Raw genomic sequence first — 18,318 nt, 5'->3', positions numbered from 1 at the left:
ACATGCGCCCCGCTAATTGACACTGTTATAGATGTGTGTCAGCGTTCTGTGATGGCGTGATGCCCGAGTGCGGGTTCCGGGCTTATCTCGGGGGCGAGAGATAGACAGAGGTTTGAGCATGACGAACACATTCGAAACGGGCGATGCCCGCAGCACGCGACGCCAGGCGAACCGTGCCGACCAGGGCAAGTTGGCTCGCGGCCTCTTCAACACCATTCCCATCGTGCTCGCCGGCACCATGGCGATGAGCCTCAACGTGACCGGTCCCGTGCACTCCACCGACCTGCGCCGCGACAAACCTCGGGCCACTCCCTCCGAACTCGGCACGAGCATCCGCGATGCCTTCACCGCCGCCGCTCGCGCCGCCACGAACCCCGTCGCTGCCCCCGTTTCCCAGGCCGCGACGACAGTAGCCGCGGCCGCGCCCGCCACTTATCGGGTGGTCGCCGGTGACACGGTCTCGAGCATCGCCGGACGCTATGGCCTCGCCACCGCCTCGGTTCTCGCCCTCAACGGACTCAGCTGGAAGTCCGTGATCTTCGCCGGCCAGACCCTGAAGCTCAGCACGAGCGGCGCCGTTGCGGCTGTCGCTCCGATCGCCGCGACCCCGACGAGCCGCTACACGATCCAGAAGGGCGACTCGATCGGCGGGATCGCCGCGAAGTTCGGTCTCGCCACGCAGACGCTCTTGAGCGCCAACGGGCTGGCGTGGACGAGCATCATCTACCCGGGCCAGACCATTGCCATTCCCGGACGCACCGGCGTGGCATCCGTGACCCCGGCCAGCCAGGTTCGCATCATCGAGGCCCCCTCGGCAGCGCCCGCAGCGGGCACTCCCGCCAGATACAGCATCGCGAGCGGGGACACCATCGCGAAGATCGCCGCGAAGTTCGGGGTGACCTCGCAGGCCATTCTCACGGCCAATGGGCTCACCTGGTCGAGCATCATCTACGCCGGGCACACTCTGGTGATCCCCACGGCCGTTTCGACGGTGCCCACCTCCCCGGCCGCAGTCGTGCCGATGACGAGCGAGATGGCGTCGAATGCGCGCACCATCGTCTCCGTCGGCCGCTCGCTCGGTGTGCCGGATTATGGACTCGTCATCGCTCTCGCTGCTGCGGCACAGGAGTCGGGCCTGCGCAACCTGAACTACGGCGACCGCGACTCGATCGGCCTCTTCCAGCAGCGTCCGAGCACGGGATGGGGCACTCCGTCCCAGATCCTGCAGCCCACTTACGCCGCCCGGCTGTTCTTCGGCGGACCCAAGAACCCCAACGCCGCGAACACCCGCGGGCTTCTCGACATCCCCGGCTGGCAGTCCAAGTCGGTGACGGATGCGGCCCAGTCAGTGCAGCTCTCCGGCTTCCCCTCCGCCTACGCCAAATGGGAGACCTCGGCTCGTTCCTGGCTCGCCTCCCTCACGTAGGCCACCCAACATAACGATTGCGGCAAAAGCTGGCATCGGTGAGGCCCGCGCCCGGTGTTTTAGCCGGATGTTGCGACACTCGATCCCTAGACTCGTTTGGTGACCACCAGCAGCACTGACCCCCTGATCGGACGTCTCATCGACGGTCGCTACCAGGTGCGTTCGCGCATTGCGCGGGGCGGCATGGCCACGGTGTATCTCGCCACGGACCTGCGCCTCGAACGCCGTGTCGCGATCAAGGTCATGCACGGTCACCTCGCCGATGATTCGCAGTACAAGGCCCGGTTCATCCAGGAGGCGCGTTCGGCGGCGCGGTTGGCGCACCCGAATGTCGTGAACGTCTACGACCAGGGGCAGGACGGCGAGACCGCCTACCTGGTGATGGAATACCTTCCCGGCATCACGCTGCGCGACCTGCTCACGGAGCACAAGGTGCTCACCACGATGCAGGCGATGGACATCATGGAGGCGATCCTCTCCGGTCTCGCCGCCGCCCACAAGAACGGCATCGTCCATCGGGACCTCAAGCCCGAAAATGTGCTCCTGGCGGATGACGGACGCATCAAAATCGGGGACTTCGGACTCGCGCGCGCGGCCTCGGCCAATACGGCCACCGGCAACGCCCTGCTCGGCACGATCGCCTACCTCTCCCCCGAGCTCGTGACCCGCGGTGTGGCCGATGCGCGCAGCGACATCTATGCCGTCGGCATCATGCTCTACGAGATGCTCGCCGGTGAGCAGCCGTTCCGCGGCGAGCAGGCGTTCCAGATCGCCCACCAGCACGCCAATGACACCGTGCCGACCCCGAGCACGAAGAATCCGCGGGTGCCCGCCGAACTCGACGAGCTCGTGCTCTGGGCGACGGCTCGGGATCCCGACCAGCGCCCGCGGGACGCGAAGGCCATGCTCGACCAGCTTCACGAGACCGAAGCGCTGCTGAGACTCGAGGAACCGCCGACGGCGGCGACTGCCATCCAGCGCACGATGATCATGCCCTCCGCGGTGGCCGCGCCGTCGAGCACCGGTGACACGCAGATCCTCTCCCCCAAGGCACGTCACCGCACCGGCCCGATCCTCACGGAGACCGCCAACACCCTCGCGGTGAAGAGCGAGCAGCGACGACGCAAGGGCTTCTGGCTGTTCGCCCTCGTCATCCTCTTCGCCGCACTCGCCGGCGGCACCGGGTGGTACTTCGGCACGGGACCCGGCGCGCAGGTCGCGATCCCCGACCTCGCCGGGCAGTCTCCGGCCGCGGCGACCGCAACCCTGAGCGGCCTCGGGCTCACCGTGAACCCGACTCCCGGGCAGACGCCCTCGCTGAAGGTGCCGAAGGGAGCCGTGGCGCAGACCACCCCGGCCATCGGGACGAGGGTGGCAAAGGACAGCCAGGTGACCCTTCTGGTCTCCAGCGGTCCCAAGAACATCGCCGTTCCCACGCTCGTGGGAGAGGCGCAGAACGCTGCAATCCAGAACATCAGGGATGCCGGCTTCCGCTACGACTCGAAGGCTTCGTCGAAGCAATTCGACGCCAAGATCTCGAAAGACACCGTGATCTCGGCATTCGGCACCGATGCACTAGACCTCACGACGGTCACCACCTACGGCGAGAAACAGCCCATCTCTCTCGTCGTCTCGGTGGGTGCGATCCCGGATGTCGCGGGCAAGACCCTCGCGGAGGCGACCAACATCCTCAAGGCGGTGCAACTCACTGCGACACCGGGTCGCCAGGAGTACAGCGACACAGTGCCCTCGGGCAGCGTCATCGGCACGGACCTGGCTGACGGCGCCGTCATCCGTCCCGGAGATCCAATCTCGCTGACGATCTCCAAGGGCAAGGAGCAGATCGCTGTTCCGGATGTCATCAACATGACGTGGGCAAAGGCCAAGCAGACCCTGCTCGATGCGGGCTTCAAACCCAGCTACAACCGTGCAGCAGATGCCGTGGCGCTGGTCGTCACAGTCGGCAAGACGGACCCTACGGCCGGATCGATGGTCGACAAGGGTTCGACGGTGAAGGTCAACTTCAACAGCTTCTAGCCTCACGAGCGAACTGCGCGTTCATCGTCGGCGGCGCTGCCACCATGCCACCACCGGGCTAATCAGACCGGCACCCAGTCGGGCGAAATCGAGCACGCAGGCTAGCGCGCCGCGAGCTCCTCGGCCACGAGGAACGCGAGCTCGAGCGACTGCATGTGGTTGAGGCGCGGATCGCAGAGCGACTCGTAGCGCGTCGCGAGGGTGGCCTCGTCGATCTGCTCCGACCCGCCGAGGCACTCCGTCACGTCGTCTCCGGTGAGCTCGATGTGGATGCCGCCCGGGTACGTGCCCGCGGCACGGTGTGCCTCGAAGAAGCCCTTGACCTCGTCCACGACGTCGTCGAAGCGACGGGTCTTGTAGCCGTTGGGCGTGGTCAGACCGTTGCCGTGCATCGGATCGGTCACCCAAAGCGGGTTGGCATCCACCTGCTTGATCGCTTCGAGCAGCGGCGGGAGGGCATCCCTCACCTTGCCAGCACCCATGCGGGTGATGAACGTGAGTCGCCCGGGTTCGCGTTCGGGATCGAGCTTGTCGATGAGCCGCAGCATGTCGTCGATCTTGGTCGTCGGGCCGAGCTTCACGCCGATCGGGTTGCGCACCCTCGACATGTAGTCCACGTGGGCGCCGTCGATGTCGCGGGTGCGCTCACCGATCCAGAGGAAGTGCGCCGAGGTGTTGATCGGTTCGCCATTGCGTGAGTCGATGCGCGTCATCGGGCGCTCGTAGTCCATGAGCAGGCTCTCGTGGCTCGTGTAGAAGTCCACGCGCTTGAGCTCGTCGAAGTCGGCGCCCGCCGCCTCCATGAACTTGATGGCCTTGTCGATGTCGTGGGCCATCTGCTCGTAGCGCACGTTCGCGGGGTTGCGGGCGAAGCCCTGGTTCCAGCGGTGCACCTCGCGCAGGTCGGCGAAGCCGCCCTGCGTGAAGGCGCGAACGAGATTGATGGTGGATGCCGAGGTGTGGTACCCCTGCACGAGCCGGCGCGGGTCGGCCTCGCGCGATTCCGGAGTGAAGTCGAAGCCGTTGACGATGTCGCCGCGGTACGCCGGAAGGGTCACGTCTCCCCGGGTCTCGGTGTCGCTCGAGCGCGGCTTCGCGAACTGGCCGGCCATGCGCCCCATCTTGATCACCGGGGTCGAGGCTCCATAGGTGAGCACGACGGCCATCTGCAGCACGGTCTTCACCCGGTTGCGGATGGCGTCCGCCGTAGCCCCGGCAAAGGTCTCGGCGCAGTCGCCACCCTGCAGCAGGAAGGCTTGGCCCCGTGCGGCCGAGGCGAGATGCTCGCGCAGCACGTCGACCTCACCGGCGAAGATGAGAGGTGGAAGTGTGGCGATCTCGGCCGACGCGGCCTGCACGGCCGATGCATCCGGCCACTGCGGCTGTTGCTTGATCGGCAGTGTGCGCCAATGGTCGAGCCCCGCGATCACTGAGGGATCTGCGAGTACGACCGGGTCATCATTGCTGGCAAACACAGGGGGTGGTTCCTCAATGCCTCGGGGCTGATCAAGCGGGGTGCGTGCGGGCGAATGGCCCGACATCCCAGCCTACCGGCTGAGAGAAGCCTGCTTTTCCTTGACGGAGGAGGCGTACACGTCCACGTATTCCTGGCCGCTCAGCCGGTCGAGCTCGTACATGATCTCGTCGGTGATGGAACGGAGGATGAAACGGTCGCCCTCCATGCCCTCGAAACGAGAGAAATCGAGGGGCTTGCCGATGACGATGCCGATGCGACGCACCTTGGGAAGTCGCGAGCCGATGGGCATGACCTTCTCGGTGTCGATCATCGCGACTGGCACGACGGGCACGCCGCCCTCGAGGATCATGCGCGCGACGCCGGTGCGTCCGCGGTAGAGCCGGCCGTCGGGGCTGCGGGTGCCCTCGGGGTAGATGCCGAGCACCTCACCCCGGGCGAGAACGCCAAGGCCCGTCTGGAGTGATGCCTCGGAGGCCTTGCCGCCGGAGCGATCGATCGGGATCATCCCGGTGGCCTTGAGGAAGTTCTTGATCAGCCAGGACTTGGTGCCGCGTCCCGTGTAGTAGTCGCTCTTCGCCAGGAAGCTGATGCGACGGTCCATGACCAGCGGAAGGAACACCGAGTCGATGAAGGACAGGTGGTTCGACGCCATGATCACCCCGCCGGTCTTCGGGATGTTTTCGTGCCCGGTGACCCACGGGCGGAAGGCGGTCTTCAGAAGCGGCCCCGCCACCAGGTTCTTCATGAACCAATAAAACATGTGAAACCTGCGCCTTCAGAGATTGCCCTACTCTAACGGCTTTGCGTGCCGCTACCGGTCCTCGGCGTGGAGTCGTGCGAGGTCGGCGGCACCGACAACGCCGGCATCGTTCACCAATTCCGCGATGACGAAAGTCGGTTCGGGGTGGAATCCCCGCGCCGGCAGGTGGGTGAGGTACGCCTCGCGGATCGGGTCGAGCAGCAGGTCACCCGCCACAGCCACGCCGCCACCGAAGACGAAGACCTGCGGGTCGAGCACCGCGCTGAGCGAGGCGCAGGCCTGGCCGAGCCAGGTGCCGAGCTCCCGCAGCGCCTTCAGCGCGCCGGGGTCGCCGACGACGATCAGTTGCGCGACGTCCGGCCCGGCAAGGGTGCCGCGCTCCTTGCGCACCGCGGCGAGCCCGAGACCGATGCCGCCGACATCCGCGATCTCGTTCGCCATGCGCAGCAGTGCGCGTCCCGATCCGTACTGCTCGATGCATCCGCGCGCGCCGCAGCCGCAGGGAAGGCCGTCCGGCACGACGCGCATGTGGCCGAGTTCGGCACCCGCGCCGAAACCTCCCCTGAAGAGCCGGTCCTGGCTCACGATCGCGCCGCCGACACCGGTGCCGATCGTCAGCATGGTCATGTCGCTGTACAGGCGACCCGCTCCGAAGCGGAACTCGGCCCAGCCCGCCGCATTGGCATCGTTGTCGATGGTGATGTGAAGGTCGAGCCGGTCGCTGAGAAGCTGGCGAAGCGGCTCGCTGCGCCACGGGATGTTCGGTGTGTAGTAGACGATCGACTGCGCGGCGTCGATGAAGCCGGGGGCCGCCACGCCTGCGGCCTTCACCTCGTGCCCCTCACTCAGGCGCTGGATCATCGCGACGACGGCATCGACGATCTGCTCCGACCCGGCGGTCGGGGTGGGCAGGCGATCCTCCACGATGATCTCACCCAGCTCAGAGACGAGAGCTCCCGCGATCTTGGTGCCGCCGATGTCAATTCCGATTGCATGCACGTGCGGCGACCTTTTTCCGGGAGTTGTTGTGAGAGCGAGATACAAGCGGTACGGGGCTTCGCGGACGCACCACCTAGAGTTTAGGTAACGGGGGCGGGCTTCTGCTATTCGCCTCCCTCGCCCCGATAGTGCACGAAACGGCTCCTCACCGGAGCCCGTGCCGGCCCCGAAGGAGTTGCCGTGCAGGAATACGACGTACCCGCTCTCGTCGCAGCCGATCCCGACGCAAACGCGACGGATCTGCTCGTCGACCGCGTGAAAGCCACCCCGGATCGCGCTCTCTTCGCGCTTCCCACCGCCACCGGCGGGTGGACGGATGTCTCGGCATCCGAGTTCCTCGCCCAGGTGGTCGCACTCGCCAAGGGCCTCGTCGCCGCCGGCATCCAGCCCGGGGACAAGATCGGGCTGATGTGCAAGACGCGCTACGAGTGGACGCTCATCGACTTCGCCACCTGGTTCGCCGGCGCCGTGCTCGTTCCGGTGTATGAGACCTCCTCCCCCAGCCAGGTGCAGTGGAATCTCGCCGACTCTGGTGCGATCGCCATGATCACCGAGACGCCCGACCACTTCGCCCGCTTCGACGAGGTCTACGCGGATCTGCCGCTCATCCGCAACGCCTGGAAGATCAACCTCGGCGATCTCGACAAGCTCGCCGCGAGCGGCACGGAGGTGACGGATGAGGAGATCGAACGTCGACGGGTGATCGCCAAGGGCTCCGACCTCGCCACCCTCATCTACACGGCCGGCACGACCGGGCGGCCGAAGGGCTGCATCCTCACCCATTCCAACTTCGTGGAGCTCTCTCGCAATGCGGCGATGGCGATCCCCGAGGTCGTGAACACCGAGTCCCGCACACTGCTCTTCATCACCACGGCCCACATCTTCGCCCGGTTCATCGCCGTGCTCAGCATCCACGGAGGGGTACAGGTGGGGCACCAGTCCGACACGAAGCAGCTGCTGCCTGCCATGGCCTCCTTCAAGCCGACCTTCCTCCTCGCGGTGCCGCGAGTGTTCGAGAAGGTCTACAACTCCTCAGAGCAGAAGGCGGAGAGCGGGGGCAAGGGCAAGATCTTCCGGCGGGCAGCCGCGGTGGCCATCGAGCACTCCAAGGCGCTGGATGCCGGAAACGTGCCCCTTGGGCTCAGACTCCAGTTCGCGGTGCTCGACCGCCTCGTGCTCTCCAAGATCCGTGCGGCGATGGGAGGCAACGTCAAGTTCGCCGTCTCCGGATCCGCTCCCCTCGGCCTCCGGCTCGGCCACTTCTACCGCAGCCTCGGAATCACCATCCTCGAGGGCTACGGACTCACCGAGACGACGGCACCCATCTCGGTGAACCGTCCATCCAACTTCAAGATCGGCAAGGTCGGCCCGCCCCTGCCCGGCGTCTCGGTGCGGATCGCCGAGGATGGCGAGATCCAGGCCAAGGGGATCAACATCTTCGACGGCTACTGGCAGAACCCCGAAGAGACCGCGAAGGTCTTCGACGGCGAATGGTTCAAGACCGGTGACATCGGCGAATTCGACGACGACGGATACCTCTCGATCACCGGCCGCAAGAAGGAGATCATCGTGACCGCGGGAGGCAAGAACGTCTCGCCCGCCCAGCTCGAGGATCCCATCCGCGCTAATCCGATCATCGACCAGGTGATCGTGGTGGGCGAGCAGAAACCCTTCATCGGCGCCCTGGTCACCCTCGACGAGGAGATGCTGCCGGTGTGGCTCAATAACAACGCGGAGGACGCGAACATGCCGATCGAAGAGGCCGCGAAGCTTCCGAAGGTCGTCGCGGAGATTCAGCGCGCCGTGGATTCCGCGAACGCGATGGTGTCGCGCGCGGAGTCGATCCGTAAGTTCGTGATTCTCACGAAGCCCCTCACCGAGGCGAGCGGGCACCTCACGCCCAAACTCAGCATCAAGCGCAACGTGATCCTCACGGACTTCGCGGCGGATATCGAGGGCATGTACCAGGGAGCCCCCACCACGGAGGGAATCGCCACGGTCTGACCCCAGCTCCGCAGGTCGAGGAGCAGCGCCAGCGCGGGCCCTGTGCCGGTCGAGGAGGAGCGCCAGCGACGGCCCTTCAGCTGGTCGAGTAGGAGCGCCAGCGACGGCCCTGTGCCGGTCGAGTAGGAGCGCCAGCGACGGCCCTGTGCCGGTCGAGTAGGAGCGCCAGCGACGTGTCGAGACCCCGGAGCCGGTCGAGTAGGAGCGCCAGCGACGTGTCGAGACCCCGGAGCCGGTCTCGACACGCGTCCTCCTCCGTCGGGCGCTACTCGACCAACACACCTGTGCCGGTCGAGTAGGAGCGCCAGCGACGTGTCGAGACCCCAGAGCCGGTCTCGACACGCGTCCTCCTCCGTCGGGCGCTACTCGACCAACTCACCTGTGCCGGTCGAGTAGGAGCGCCAGCGACGTGTCGAGGCCCCCTCGCGGCGCCCATCCCGTGCGCACACCGACTCCCCTCCTGAACAGCCCGCGGGATCCATCTCGACTGCGCCTATTCCGCTCCCTGGAGCCAGCTCGACCAACACCACCGGTCAGGCTTGCGGCATGCCCCACATGTACATTCTCAGGTGCGCCGACGGGAGCTACTACGTCGGCAGCACGCGCGACCTCGAACGCCGGATGTTCGAGCACGGAACGGGAGCCGGTGCCGCCTATACGCGCAAGCGACTTCCCGTCGTGCTCGTGTTCGCTGAAGAGTACGAATTCGTCCATGAAGCGTACGAGCGCGAGAAGCAGGTGCAGGGATGGAGTCGCCGCAAGCGGGAAGCACTGATCGCTGGTGAGTATGACCGGCTTCCAGGCGCTTCCCGCAGTCGGTATCGACGGCAATCGGGGTGAAGGGGTCTCGACACGTCGCTGGCGCTCCTACTCGACCAGCAGAAGGGTCTCGACACGTCGCTGGCGCTCCTACTCGACCAGCACAGGGTCTCGACACGTCGCTGGCGCTCCTACTCGACCAGCAGAAGGCCGTCGCTGGCGCTCCTACTCGACCAGCAGAAGGCCGTCGCTGGCGCTCCTACTCGACCAGCAGAAGGCCGTCGCTGGCGCTCCTACTCGACCGGCAGAGGTCGCTGGCGCTCCTACTCGACCAGCGGGCGGGCGCGATCAGAACCAGTCGCTGTTGCGAATGGCCGTCATCGCCTCGCGGCGCAGGCCCTTCTCGAGACCCTCGATGTAGAGCTTTCCGTCGAGGTGGTCGGTCTCGTGCTGAAGCGCCTGAGCCATGACGCCGTCTCCGCTCAGTTCGACCGGATTGCCGTCGAGATCCACGCCGGTGACTCGGGCGAAGGGGTAGCGCAGCCGCTCGAAATAGAAGCCGGGCACCGAGAGGCAGCCTTCGTCGACGAGCTCCGGCTCCCCCGACAGCTCGACGAGCACCGGGTTGATGATGTACCCGATCTGCCCGTCGACGTTGTAGCTGAAGGCTCGCTGGTTCACGCCGATCTGCGGTGCCGCCACCCCCGCGCGACCGGGGATCTTCACGGTGTCGAGAAGGTCGGCGACCAGACCGGTCACGTCATCGGTCGGACGGATCGGGTCGGATACGGTCTTCAGCACCGGATCGCCGAAGATGCGGATCTGTCGCTCGGTCATGCTCGGTGGCTCGCTTTCGAGGGTGGAGGGTGATGGCGGCTCCGGCGGAAGCACCGGACCGCGGTCGCTCAGGCGCCCTGGCGGGATGGCAGTCCGTCGACGACGAGCGCAGCGAGCTCGCGGGCGGATGCCTTCGTCAGCGGCTTGAGTTCGCGATAGTTGATCACAGAACCGGCAGCGAGCTGCGGGTCATAGGGAATGCGCACGATCTCGCGCACGCGCGACTTAAAGTGCGCCTCGATCTCCTCAAGTTTCACGAGGTTGGTGCCCTGGGTCGCGGTGTTGAGGGCGACCACGGCGTTCTTGACGAGATCCTGGTATCCGTTGGCCTCGAGCCAGGTGAGGGTCTCGGAGGCGAGGCGCGCCTCATCGACGCTGCCTCCGGAGACGATCACCACCGAGTCCGCACGCTGCAGGGTCGCTCGCATTACCGAGTGCACGATGCCCGTGCCGCAGTCGGTGAGCACTATCGAATAAAAGCGTGCGGCAAGGTCGGCCACCACGTTGTAGTCGTTCTCGTCGAAGGCCTCGGAGAGCAGCGGGTCGGTGTCCGAGGCGAGGATGTCCAGGCGCGTCTCGTCGCGCGACACCATCGTGGTGAAGTCGTTGAAGCTATTGATGCTGGGGGCGAGGGTCACGACATCCCGAACCGTGGAGCGTGTCTGCTTGTTGACACGCTCGGACAGGGTGCCGCGGTCCGGGTTGGCATCGATCGCGATGATGCGGTCTTCCCGGATGTCGCTGAGCGCCATCCCGAGCAGCGCCGTGATGGTCGTCTTGCCGACTCCGCCCTTGCGGGTGAGCACCGGTATGAAGCGGGCCCCGCCCTCGAACCTCTTGTCGACGCGGTCTTCGATCGCCTTGCGGGCGAGCACCTTGGGAGAGTCGCCGAGGTTCACGAGGTGCAGGGTCGCGGCATACAGAAAGGCGTTCAGGCCGCCTTCCGGCTTCACCGGCTTCTTCTTGCGTGCATCGATCAGGCGGTCCGCGGTGAGCATGTTCGCGGCCTCCGGCGTGTGGGAGACTTCGCCGCGGCTGCGATCGCGTCGGCCCGGATTGGCGGTGACCGCGTCGCGGCGACTCACATCTCGACGCCCGAGGGCGCGACCGTCGTTGGTCGGCAGCTCCGGAATCACGACGGGCGCGGGAACGGGCTCGGGCAACGGGGTCGGCGCAACGACGGCGATCGACATCGTGCTGGGCTGTGCCACCTCGACCGAACCCGGATTCACCGGCACTTCGACGATCGCGACGGCGAGCTCGTCGTCGGGCGCGGCGTGCACTGTCGTTGGCAGGCTCACCTCGATGGAGAGGCTCTGCGGCAGGCTCGCTGCGAGGTCATCCGTCGCTCCATCGGCGAAGCCGTAGCCCGCTTCGGAATCGGAAAGCGGATCGTGGCTCTCCGATTCCCTGCTTCTGCTCGGCATGCCGGTAACCCTTCGTTGTGCTGAAATTAGCGCAATAACAACCCCCCACTCTACCGCGAGGGTCGAATGACGCCGTTCGGGGCCGACTGTACGCGGGAATTGCCCGGTTCGATCAGGCTGGTTCGATCACCACGATCAAGTCACCGGCATCCACCTGCTGCGTGCGCGGGATGGCGAGTCTCCTCACGATGCCCGCGACCGGGGCGGTGATGGCCGCCTCCATCTTCATGGCCTCGATCGAGGCGACGGTCTGGCCGACCGCGACGGTGTCGCCCTCGGTGACCTGCAGGGTGACGACGCCCGAGAACGGGGCGGCGATCTGACCCGGCACCGTGGAATCGGCCTTTTCTGCCGCCTTGCTGTCGACGGTGATGCCACGGTCCCGGGCGAACACCGGTCGCATCTGGCCGTTGATCACGGTCATGACGGTGCGCATGCCCTTGTCGTCGGCCTCACCGATGGCCTCGAGCCCGATGTAGAGGCTCACACCCTTCTCGATATCGATGACGTGTTCCTGACCCTGGCGCAGGCCGTAGAGATAGTCGACAGTGTCGATCACGGAGAGGTCGCCGTACTGCTCGCGCACCGCTTCGAAGGTCTTGGTCGGGCCGGCGAACAGCAGGCGATTGAGGGTGGACCGGCGCGACTCCGCGTCGCCGGCCAGGCCAGCGCGGTCGGCATCCGTGATGTCTTCCATGCCGATCTTCACCGTGCGTCCCGCGAGCACCTTGGAGCGGAACGGCTCCGGCCATCCGCCCGGCAGGTCCCCCAGTTCGCCCGCCATGAACCCGACCACCGAGTCCGGGATGTCGTAGCGGTCGGGGTTCTGCTCGAAGTCGGCCGGATCGGCGTTCGCCGCGGCAAGGGCGAGAGCGAGATCGCCGACGACCTTCGACGAGGGGGTCACCTTCGGCGGGCGGCCAAGCATCTTGTTGGCCGCCGCGTAGAGGTCTTCGATCTTCTCGAAATGGTCGGCGAGGCCGAGAGCGATCGCCTGCTGGCGCAGATTCGACAGCTGCCCGCCCGGGATCTCGTGGTGGTAGACGCGGCCGGTCGGTCCCGGCAGTCCGGATTCGAAGGGCTTGTACGCGTGGCGCACGGCCTCCCAGTAGGGCTCGAGGTCGGAGACGGCCTGCAGCGAGATCCCGGTGTCCCGCTCGGTGTGGGCGAGGGCGGCGACGAGGGCGGATGCGGAGGGCTGGCTGGTCGTGCCGGCCATCGGCGCACTCGCAACATCCACCGCGTCCGCTCCGGCGCGACTGGCGGCGAGCAGCGTGGCGAGCTGGCCGCCCGCGGTGTCGTGGGTGTGCACGTGCACCGGAAGGTCGAACCGCGCGCGCAGGGCCGTGACGAGCTTCTCCGCGGCGCTCGCCCGAAGCAGGCCGGCCATGTCCTTGATGGCGATGATGTGCGCCCCGGCGTCCACGATCTGCTCGGCGAGCTTCAGGTAGTAGTCGAGCGTGTAGAGGTCTTCCGCCGGATCGAGCAGGTCGCCCGTGTAGCAGAGGGCGACTTCGGCGACGGCAGATCCCGTCTCAAGCACGGAGTCGATGGCCGGACGCATCTGGGACACGTCGTTGAGCGCGTCGAAGATGCGGAAGATGTCGACACCGGTCGCGGCGGCTTCGCGCACGAAGGCATCCGTCACCTCGGTCGGGTACGGCGTATAGCCGACGGTGTTGCGACCTCGCAGAAGCATCTGGATGGCGACGTTCGGCAGTGCCTCGCGCAGCGCGGCGAGACGATCCCAGGGGTTCTCGCCCAGGAAGCGCAGAGCAACGTCGTAGGTCGCCCCGCCCCAGGCCTCCACCGACAGCAGTTGGGGGGTCATGCGAGCCACATAGGGTGCGACGGCCACGAGATCCTTGGTGCGAACCCGGGTGGCGAGCAGGGACTGGTGCGCGTCGCGGAAGGTGGTCTCGGTCACCGCGAGAGCCGTCTGGGCTCGCAGGGCCGAAGCGAAACCGACAGGTCCGAGCTCGAGCAGACGCTGCCGTGACCCGGCGGGCGCCGGCTCGCTGATGTCGAACTCCGGCAGTTTAAGAGCCGGATTGATGATGCCGACTCCATCGCCATTCGGGCGGTTGACCGTGACATCCGCGAGCCAGTTGAGGATCTTGGTGCCGCGGTCCTTCGACTGATAGGTGTCGAAGAGCTCCGGGCGCTCCTCGATGAAGGAGGTGCTGAGATCGCCGGCCTGGAAAGACGGGTCGTCCAGCACGGCTTGGAGGAAGGGGATGTTGGTGGACACGCCACGGATGCGGAACTCGGCGAGTCCGCGCTTCGCCCGCGCGACCGCCGCCGGGAAGTCACGGCCCCGGCAGGTCATCTTCACGAGCATGGAGTCGAAGTGCGGGCTGATCTGGGTGCCGGGATCGATGGTTCCGCCATCGAGACGGATGCCGCCACCACCCGGTGACCGGTAGGTGGTGATCTTGCCGGTGTCGGGGCGGAATCCCGCGGCGGGATCCTCTGTCGTGATGCGGCACTGCAGCGCGGCGCCGCGCAGGCGGAGGTCCTTCTGCTGCAGGCCGAGCTCTGCGAGGGTCTGGCCGTAGGCGATGCGCATCTGGGACTGCACGAGGTCGACGTCGGTGACCTCTTCCGTCACGGTGTGCTCCACCTGGATGCGCGGGTTCATCTCGATGAATACGTGCTGGCCCTTGCGCTCCCCCGCGGTGTCGAGGAGGAACTCGACGGTGCCCGCGTTGACGTAGCCGATGGACTTCGCGAAGGCGATCGCATCGCGGTACATCGCCTGCCGGGTCTCTTCGTCCAGGTTCGGTGCCGGCGCGATCTCGATCACCTTCTGGTGGCGTCGCTGCACGGAGCAGTCGCGCTCGAAGAGGTGCACGGTCTCGCCCGCGGCGTCCGCCAGGATCTGTACCTCGATGTGACGAGGTCGTACGACTGCCTGCTCGAGGAACATGGTGGGGTCACCGAAGGCGCTGTCGGCCTCCCGCATGGCCTCGAGGAGGGCGGCTCGCAGGTCTTCCTTCCTCTCTACCCGACGCATCCCTCGTCCGCCGCCGCCGGCTACAGCCTTGGCGAAGATGGGGAAACCGATCGCGTCGGCGCCGGCCAGCAATTCGTCGACGTCCTTGGACGCCGGGGTGGAAGCGAGCACTGGCACTCCCGCGGCGATGGCGTGTTCCTTGGCCGTCACCTTGTTTCCGGCCATTTCGAGCACGCTCTGGCCCGGCCCGATGAAGGTGATCCCGGCGGAAGCGGCCGCTTCGGCGAGTTCGGGGTTCTCAGAGAGGAATCCGTAGCCCGGGTAGATGGCGTCGGCGCCGCACTCGAGCGCGACGCGGATGATCTCCGACACATCCAGGTAGGCGCGCACCGGATGGCCCGGCTCGCCGATCTGGTAGGCCTCGTCCGCCTTGAGGCGATGCATCGAATTGCGGTCTTCGTACGGGAAGACAGCGACGGTCTGAGCGCCGAGCTCATAGGCGGCGCGAAAGGCACGGATGGCTATTTCGCCACGATTGGCCACGAGGATCTTGGTGAACATCTGGTCCTTTCGAATCTCCGGCCAGTTTAGGGCCGAGCTGTGCAGCCGATTCCCCGCCAAGGCACTGTGCGCGCGCCCTAGATTTAGGTTCTTTTAGACTAGTGAAGGTATCGTGGTCCCTCGTGCATGTACTCAGCGTCAGCTCTCTCAAGGGTGGAGTCGGAAAGACAACAGTGACGCTCGGGCTGGCTTCTGCGGCCTTCTCGAAAGGGTTGCGAACCCTCGTCGTCGACCTCGATCCCCAGTCCGATGTCTCGACCGGAATGGACATCAACGTCGCCGGTCACCTCAACGTCGCCGATGTGCTCGGGTCGCCGAAGGAGAAGATCGTGCGCGCCGCGATCGCTCCGAGCGGCTGGACGAAGGGCCGCCCCGGCAAGATCGACGTGATGATCGGCAGCCCCGCGGCCATCAATTTCGACGGCCCGCACCCGAGCATCAAAGACATCTGGAAGCTCGAAGAGGCGCTCTCCACGGTCGAAGCGGACTACGACCTCGTGCTCATCGACTGCGCGCCCTCTCTCAACGCTCTCACCCGCACGGCCTGGGCCGCCTCCGATCGTGTGACCGTCGTCACGGAGCCGGGCCTCTTCTCCGTCGCCGCGGCCGACCGGGCGCTGCGCGCCATCGAGGAGATCCGTCGCGGACTCTCCCCCCGGCTCCAGCCGCTCGGCATCATCGTGAACCGCGCTCGTGTGCAGTCCCTGGAGCACCAGTTCCGCATCAAGGAACTGCGAGACATGTTCGGCCCCCTGGTGCTCAGTCCCCAGCTGCCCGAGCGCACCTCGCTTCAGCAGGCGCAGGGCGCGGCGAAGCCGTTGCACGTCTGGCCGGGCGAGAGTGCCCAGGAGATGGCACACAACTTCGACCTGCTGCTCGACCGGGTACTGCGCACCGCGAAGATCGGCGAATACGCGGTCACTGCGTAGTTCGTGCGAGCGCCTTCCCAGGTCACCGGCACCGGGAGCCCCTCCGCAATCCCAAAACGCAGGACATCCGCCACCAGAAGACCCCTTTTGCCGCGAAACGACCCCGTTCGTGGTGAATGTCCTGCGTTTTCGGCAGGGGCAACGGTAGGGCAGGTGCGACGGCAGCGGCAGGGGATGGCGCCGCCGGGAGCGCTCGGAGCCGGCCTAGGAGGCGCGGGTTGCGCGGCGCGCGGCGAGCTCGTCCGCGACGTCCGGACGCTCGGAGTCGAGCTCCACGAGGCTGTTCTCCACCTCGCGCAGAACCTTGCCGACCGCGATGCCGAAAACGCCCTGGCCGCGGCTGACCAGGTCGATGACCTCGTCGTTGGAGGTGCAGAGGTAGACGCTCGCTCCATCGCTCATGAGCGTGGTCTGGGCGAGGTCGCTGACGCCGGCCTCACGCAACTGGTTGACCGCGGTTCGAATCTGCTGCAGCGAGATCCCGGTGTCGAGAAGGCGCTTGACCAGCTTGAGCACGAGGATGTCGCGAAAGCCGTAGAGACGCTGCGAGCCGGATCCGGCGGCGCCTCGCACCGTCGGCTCGACGAGTTCCGTGCGTGCCCAGTAGTCCAGCTGGCGGTAGCTGATGCCAGCGGCGCGAGCGGCGACCGCTCCGCGGTAACCGGCGGTGTCGTCGAGGTCGGGAAGGCCGTCGGTGAAGAGCAGTCCGAGGTCGTAACGAGAATCCTCGTTACGGGTACTGAGCTCACTCATCTGACTGCCTTCCACCTGTTGTCGACCACCCTCAACTCTCAAGGAGTGGTTGATACTTCTGTCCCGACCCACGTTACCGAGAGGACCGCCCGGTTGGGCCGCATTGTCGATCCGAGGTGTCGGCGTGTCGGCGAGATTGCGCTCTCGACGTCGAAGATCGGGAACTTTCAGCTTAGGGGTCGAGGCGCGACAGTGCCGAGCGAATCAGGCTCGATCGCACGATCTCGAGCTGGCCGGCGATCTCGCGCGCGAGTTCGCCTGCCTTGGCCCTGCTCGACGCGTCTTTTCGGCGCGCGACGGGGATGAGGGCACTCTCGATCAGCCCGAGCTCGCGCTCGGCGGCGGCGCGGAAGCCGCGGAGATGCCGCGGCTCGATTCCGGAGCGCTGCAACTCCACCAGCGAGGTCAGCACGGCGAGGGCCTCCTCGCCATAGTGATCCGCCGGAGCGACGAGGGAGGACGACACGGCGTCGTTCAGCAGCTGCGGCGTGGCACCGGCCTCACGGATGAGCTCGTCTCTCGACATCCGTCGCTCGGCCGAGAGGATGGAGGGAGAGGCGAACGTGGAGCCTCCCGGTAGCGCGGGCGGGCGTCCGGCATCCAGCTCGTCCAGATAGCCGCGGATGACCTTGAGCGGAAGGTAATGGTCGCGCTGCATCGTGAGCACGAAGCGCAAGCGGTCGAGGTCGCTCGGGGAGAACTTGCGGTAACCGGATTCGGTACGGGCCGGCGAGATCAGGTGGCGTTCCTCGAGAAAGCGGAGTTTCGACGGCGTCAGATCCGGAAACTCGGCGGTCAACCGCGCAAGCACCTGGCCGATGCTGAGCAGCGGAGCGGCGCCAGGCACGCGGGCCTGGGCGGACGCGCGGGGCACTACTTGCTCGCCTGGTGCGCGAGATCCAATCGGGAGGCGTAGAAGGTGAGGCGGAACTTGCCCACCTGCACCTCCGCCCCGTCGCGAAGAAGAGCCGTATCGATGCGCACGCCGTCGAAGTAGGTGCCGTTGAGCGACCCGAGGTCCTTGATCTCGAAGACCGTGCCGTGGCGGAGAAATTGAGCGTGTCGGCGCGAGACGGTCACATCGTCGAGGAGGATGTCGGCATTCGGATGCCGGCCTGCCGTGGTCACGTCGGCGTCGAGAAGGAACCTGGCGCCGGTGTTCGGTCCGCGGCGCACCACCAGCAGTGCCGATCCGGAGGGCAGTGCGGCGATCGCCGCCTTCTCCTCCGCCGATACTTCACCCTCGAGCGCGGCCAGTTGGGCCTCGAAATCGGTGGTGAGGCGAAGCGTGGTATCGGTGTCGCGAGGCTGGTCTCCTGTTGCGTCATCCTGGTTGCCCGGATCGACCATGTCGCACCTCCCATATTCGCCGAGCTCTCACGAGCGGCGCATC

At 66.5% G+C, this 18,318-nt stretch carries 14 protein-coding genes; 5 read left to right on the top strand and 9 right to left on the bottom strand.

Annotated elements, in window-relative coordinates; all coding sequences use genetic code 11:
* Positions 1-118: 118 nt before the first annotated feature.
* Positions 119-1,426 carry a LysM peptidoglycan-binding domain-containing protein gene (locus ABIB54_RS13990; RefSeq protein WP_354576130.1) on the top strand — a complete coding sequence of 436 codons (1,308 nt, stop codon included), beginning with the start codon at positions 119-121 and terminating at the stop codon, positions 1,424-1,426.
* 99 nt (positions 1,427-1,525) lie between these two features.
* The gene (pknB, locus tag ABIB54_RS13985; protein WP_354576129.1) at positions 1,526-3,463 is read left to right on the top strand and encodes a Stk1 family PASTA domain-containing Ser/Thr kinase; all 1,938 of its coding nucleotides are present in this window, start codon (positions 1,526-1,528) and stop codon (positions 3,461-3,463) included.
* 101 nt (positions 3,464-3,564) lie between these two features.
* Here pknB and ABIB54_RS13980 read toward each other — a convergent pair whose 3' ends face one another.
* The 3 genes from ABIB54_RS13980 to ABIB54_RS13970 form a co-directional block, all read right to left on the bottom strand.
* The gene (locus tag ABIB54_RS13980) at positions 3,565-4,893 is read right to left on the bottom strand and encodes a class II 3-deoxy-7-phosphoheptulonate synthase (RefSeq protein ID WP_354576169.1); all 1,329 of its coding nucleotides are present in this window, start codon (positions 4,891-4,893) and stop codon (positions 3,565-3,567) included.
* Between the two features lie 117 nt (positions 4,894-5,010).
* On the bottom strand, positions 5,011-5,700 hold the full coding sequence (locus ABIB54_RS13975; protein ID WP_185203625.1) for a lysophospholipid acyltransferase family protein: 690 nt from the start codon (positions 5,698-5,700) through the stop codon (positions 5,011-5,013).
* Between the two features lie 51 nt (positions 5,701-5,751).
* The gene (locus ABIB54_RS13970) at positions 5,752-6,699 is read right to left on the bottom strand and encodes an ROK family glucokinase (RefSeq protein ID WP_354576128.1); all 948 of its coding nucleotides are present in this window, start codon (positions 6,697-6,699) and stop codon (positions 5,752-5,754) included.
* 180 nt (positions 6,700-6,879) lie between these two features.
* On the opposite strand from ABIB54_RS13970, the gene ABIB54_RS13965 reads away from it, so the two are divergent.
* The gene (locus tag ABIB54_RS13965) at positions 6,880-8,703 is read left to right on the top strand and encodes an AMP-dependent synthetase/ligase (protein ID WP_354576127.1); all 1,824 of its coding nucleotides are present in this window, start codon (positions 6,880-6,882) and stop codon (positions 8,701-8,703) included.
* A 546-nt stretch (positions 8,704-9,249) separates the two neighbouring features.
* Positions 9,250-9,543, top strand: a complete 294-nt coding sequence (locus ABIB54_RS13960; RefSeq protein ID WP_354576126.1) for a GIY-YIG nuclease family protein — start codon at positions 9,250-9,252, stop codon at positions 9,541-9,543.
* Positions 9,544-9,810: 267 nt separating this feature from the next.
* On the opposite strand, the gene ABIB54_RS13955 is transcribed toward ABIB54_RS13960, so the two are convergent.
* The 3 genes from ABIB54_RS13955 to ABIB54_RS13945 form a co-directional block, all read right to left on the bottom strand.
* Positions 9,811-10,299 (bottom strand): peptide deformylase, encoded by a 489-nt coding sequence (locus tag ABIB54_RS13955; RefSeq protein ID WP_354576125.1) that lies wholly within the window; start codon positions 10,297-10,299, stop codon positions 9,811-9,813.
* Between the two features lie 68 nt (positions 10,300-10,367).
* Positions 10,368-11,726 (bottom strand): MinD/ParA family ATP-binding protein, encoded by a 1,359-nt coding sequence (locus ABIB54_RS13950; protein ID WP_354576124.1) that lies wholly within the window; start codon positions 11,724-11,726, stop codon positions 10,368-10,370.
* Positions 11,727-11,838: 112 nt separating this feature from the next.
* A complete protein-coding gene (locus tag ABIB54_RS13945; protein WP_354576123.1) occupies positions 11,839-15,243 on the bottom strand; it encodes a pyruvate carboxylase in 3,405 nt (1,134 codons plus the stop codon).
* A gap of 122 nt (positions 15,244-15,365) precedes the next feature.
* Between ABIB54_RS13945 and ABIB54_RS13940 the strand changes: the two genes are divergently transcribed.
* Positions 15,366-16,172, top strand: a complete 807-nt coding sequence (locus ABIB54_RS13940) for a ParA family protein (RefSeq protein WP_354576168.1) — start codon at positions 15,366-15,368, stop codon at positions 16,170-16,172.
* A 204-nt stretch (positions 16,173-16,376) separates the two neighbouring features.
* On the opposite strand, the gene ABIB54_RS13935 is transcribed toward ABIB54_RS13940, so the two are convergent.
* From ABIB54_RS13935 to ABIB54_RS13925, 3 genes are all read right to left on the bottom strand, one after another.
* Positions 16,377-16,925 (bottom strand): MerR family transcriptional regulator, encoded by a 549-nt coding sequence (locus tag ABIB54_RS13935; RefSeq protein WP_185203613.1) that lies wholly within the window; start codon positions 16,923-16,925, stop codon positions 16,377-16,379.
* Positions 16,926-17,097: 172 nt separating this feature from the next.
* Entirely contained in the window at positions 17,098-17,799 is a 702-nt protein-coding gene (gene ftsR / locus ABIB54_RS13930; protein ID WP_354576122.1) for a transcriptional regulator FtsR, read from the bottom strand.
* Positions 17,799-18,275, bottom strand: coding sequence for an FHA domain-containing protein (locus tag ABIB54_RS13925; RefSeq protein ID WP_354576121.1), 477 nt, complete (start codon positions 18,273-18,275; stop codon positions 17,799-17,801). The genes ftsR and ABIB54_RS13925 overlap by 1 nt, the downstream gene beginning before the upstream one ends.
* Positions 18,276-18,318: the final 43 nt, after the last annotated feature.

This window comes from Frigoribacterium sp. UYMn621 (assembly GCF_040549525.1).
Classification (GTDB): Bacteria; Actinomycetota; Actinomycetes; order Actinomycetales; family Microbacteriaceae; genus Lacisediminihabitans.
This window is presented reverse-complemented; position numbering and strand designations above follow the sequence as displayed.

Coding starts and splice junctions, on each gene's coding strand:
- ABIB54_RS13990 (WP_354576130.1), top strand. CDS start 119: ATGACGAACACATTCGAAACGGGCGATGCCCGCAGCACGCGACGCCAG.
- ABIB54_RS13975 (WP_185203625.1), bottom strand. CDS start 5,700: ATGTTTTATTGGTTCATGAAGAACCTGGTGGCGGGGCCGCTTCTGAAG.
- ABIB54_RS13960 (WP_354576126.1), top strand. CDS start 9,250: ATGCCCCACATGTACATTCTCAGGTGCGCCGACGGGAGCTACTACGTC.
- ABIB54_RS13955 (WP_354576125.1), bottom strand. CDS start 10,299: ATGACCGAGCGACAGATCCGCATCTTCGGCGATCCGGTGCTGAAGACC.
- ABIB54_RS13950 (WP_354576124.1), bottom strand. CDS start 11,726: ATGCCGAGCAGAAGCAGGGAATCGGAGAGCCACGATCCGCTTTCCGAT.
- ABIB54_RS13945 (WP_354576123.1), bottom strand. CDS start 15,243: ATGTTCACCAAGATCCTCGTGGCCAATCGTGGCGAAATAGCCATCCGT.
- ABIB54_RS13935 (WP_185203613.1), bottom strand. CDS start 16,925: ATGAGTGAGCTCAGTACCCGTAACGAGGATTCTCGTTACGACCTCGGA.
- ABIB54_RS13925 (WP_354576121.1), bottom strand. CDS start 18,275: ATGGTCGATCCGGGCAACCAGGATGACGCAACAGGAGACCAGCCTCGC.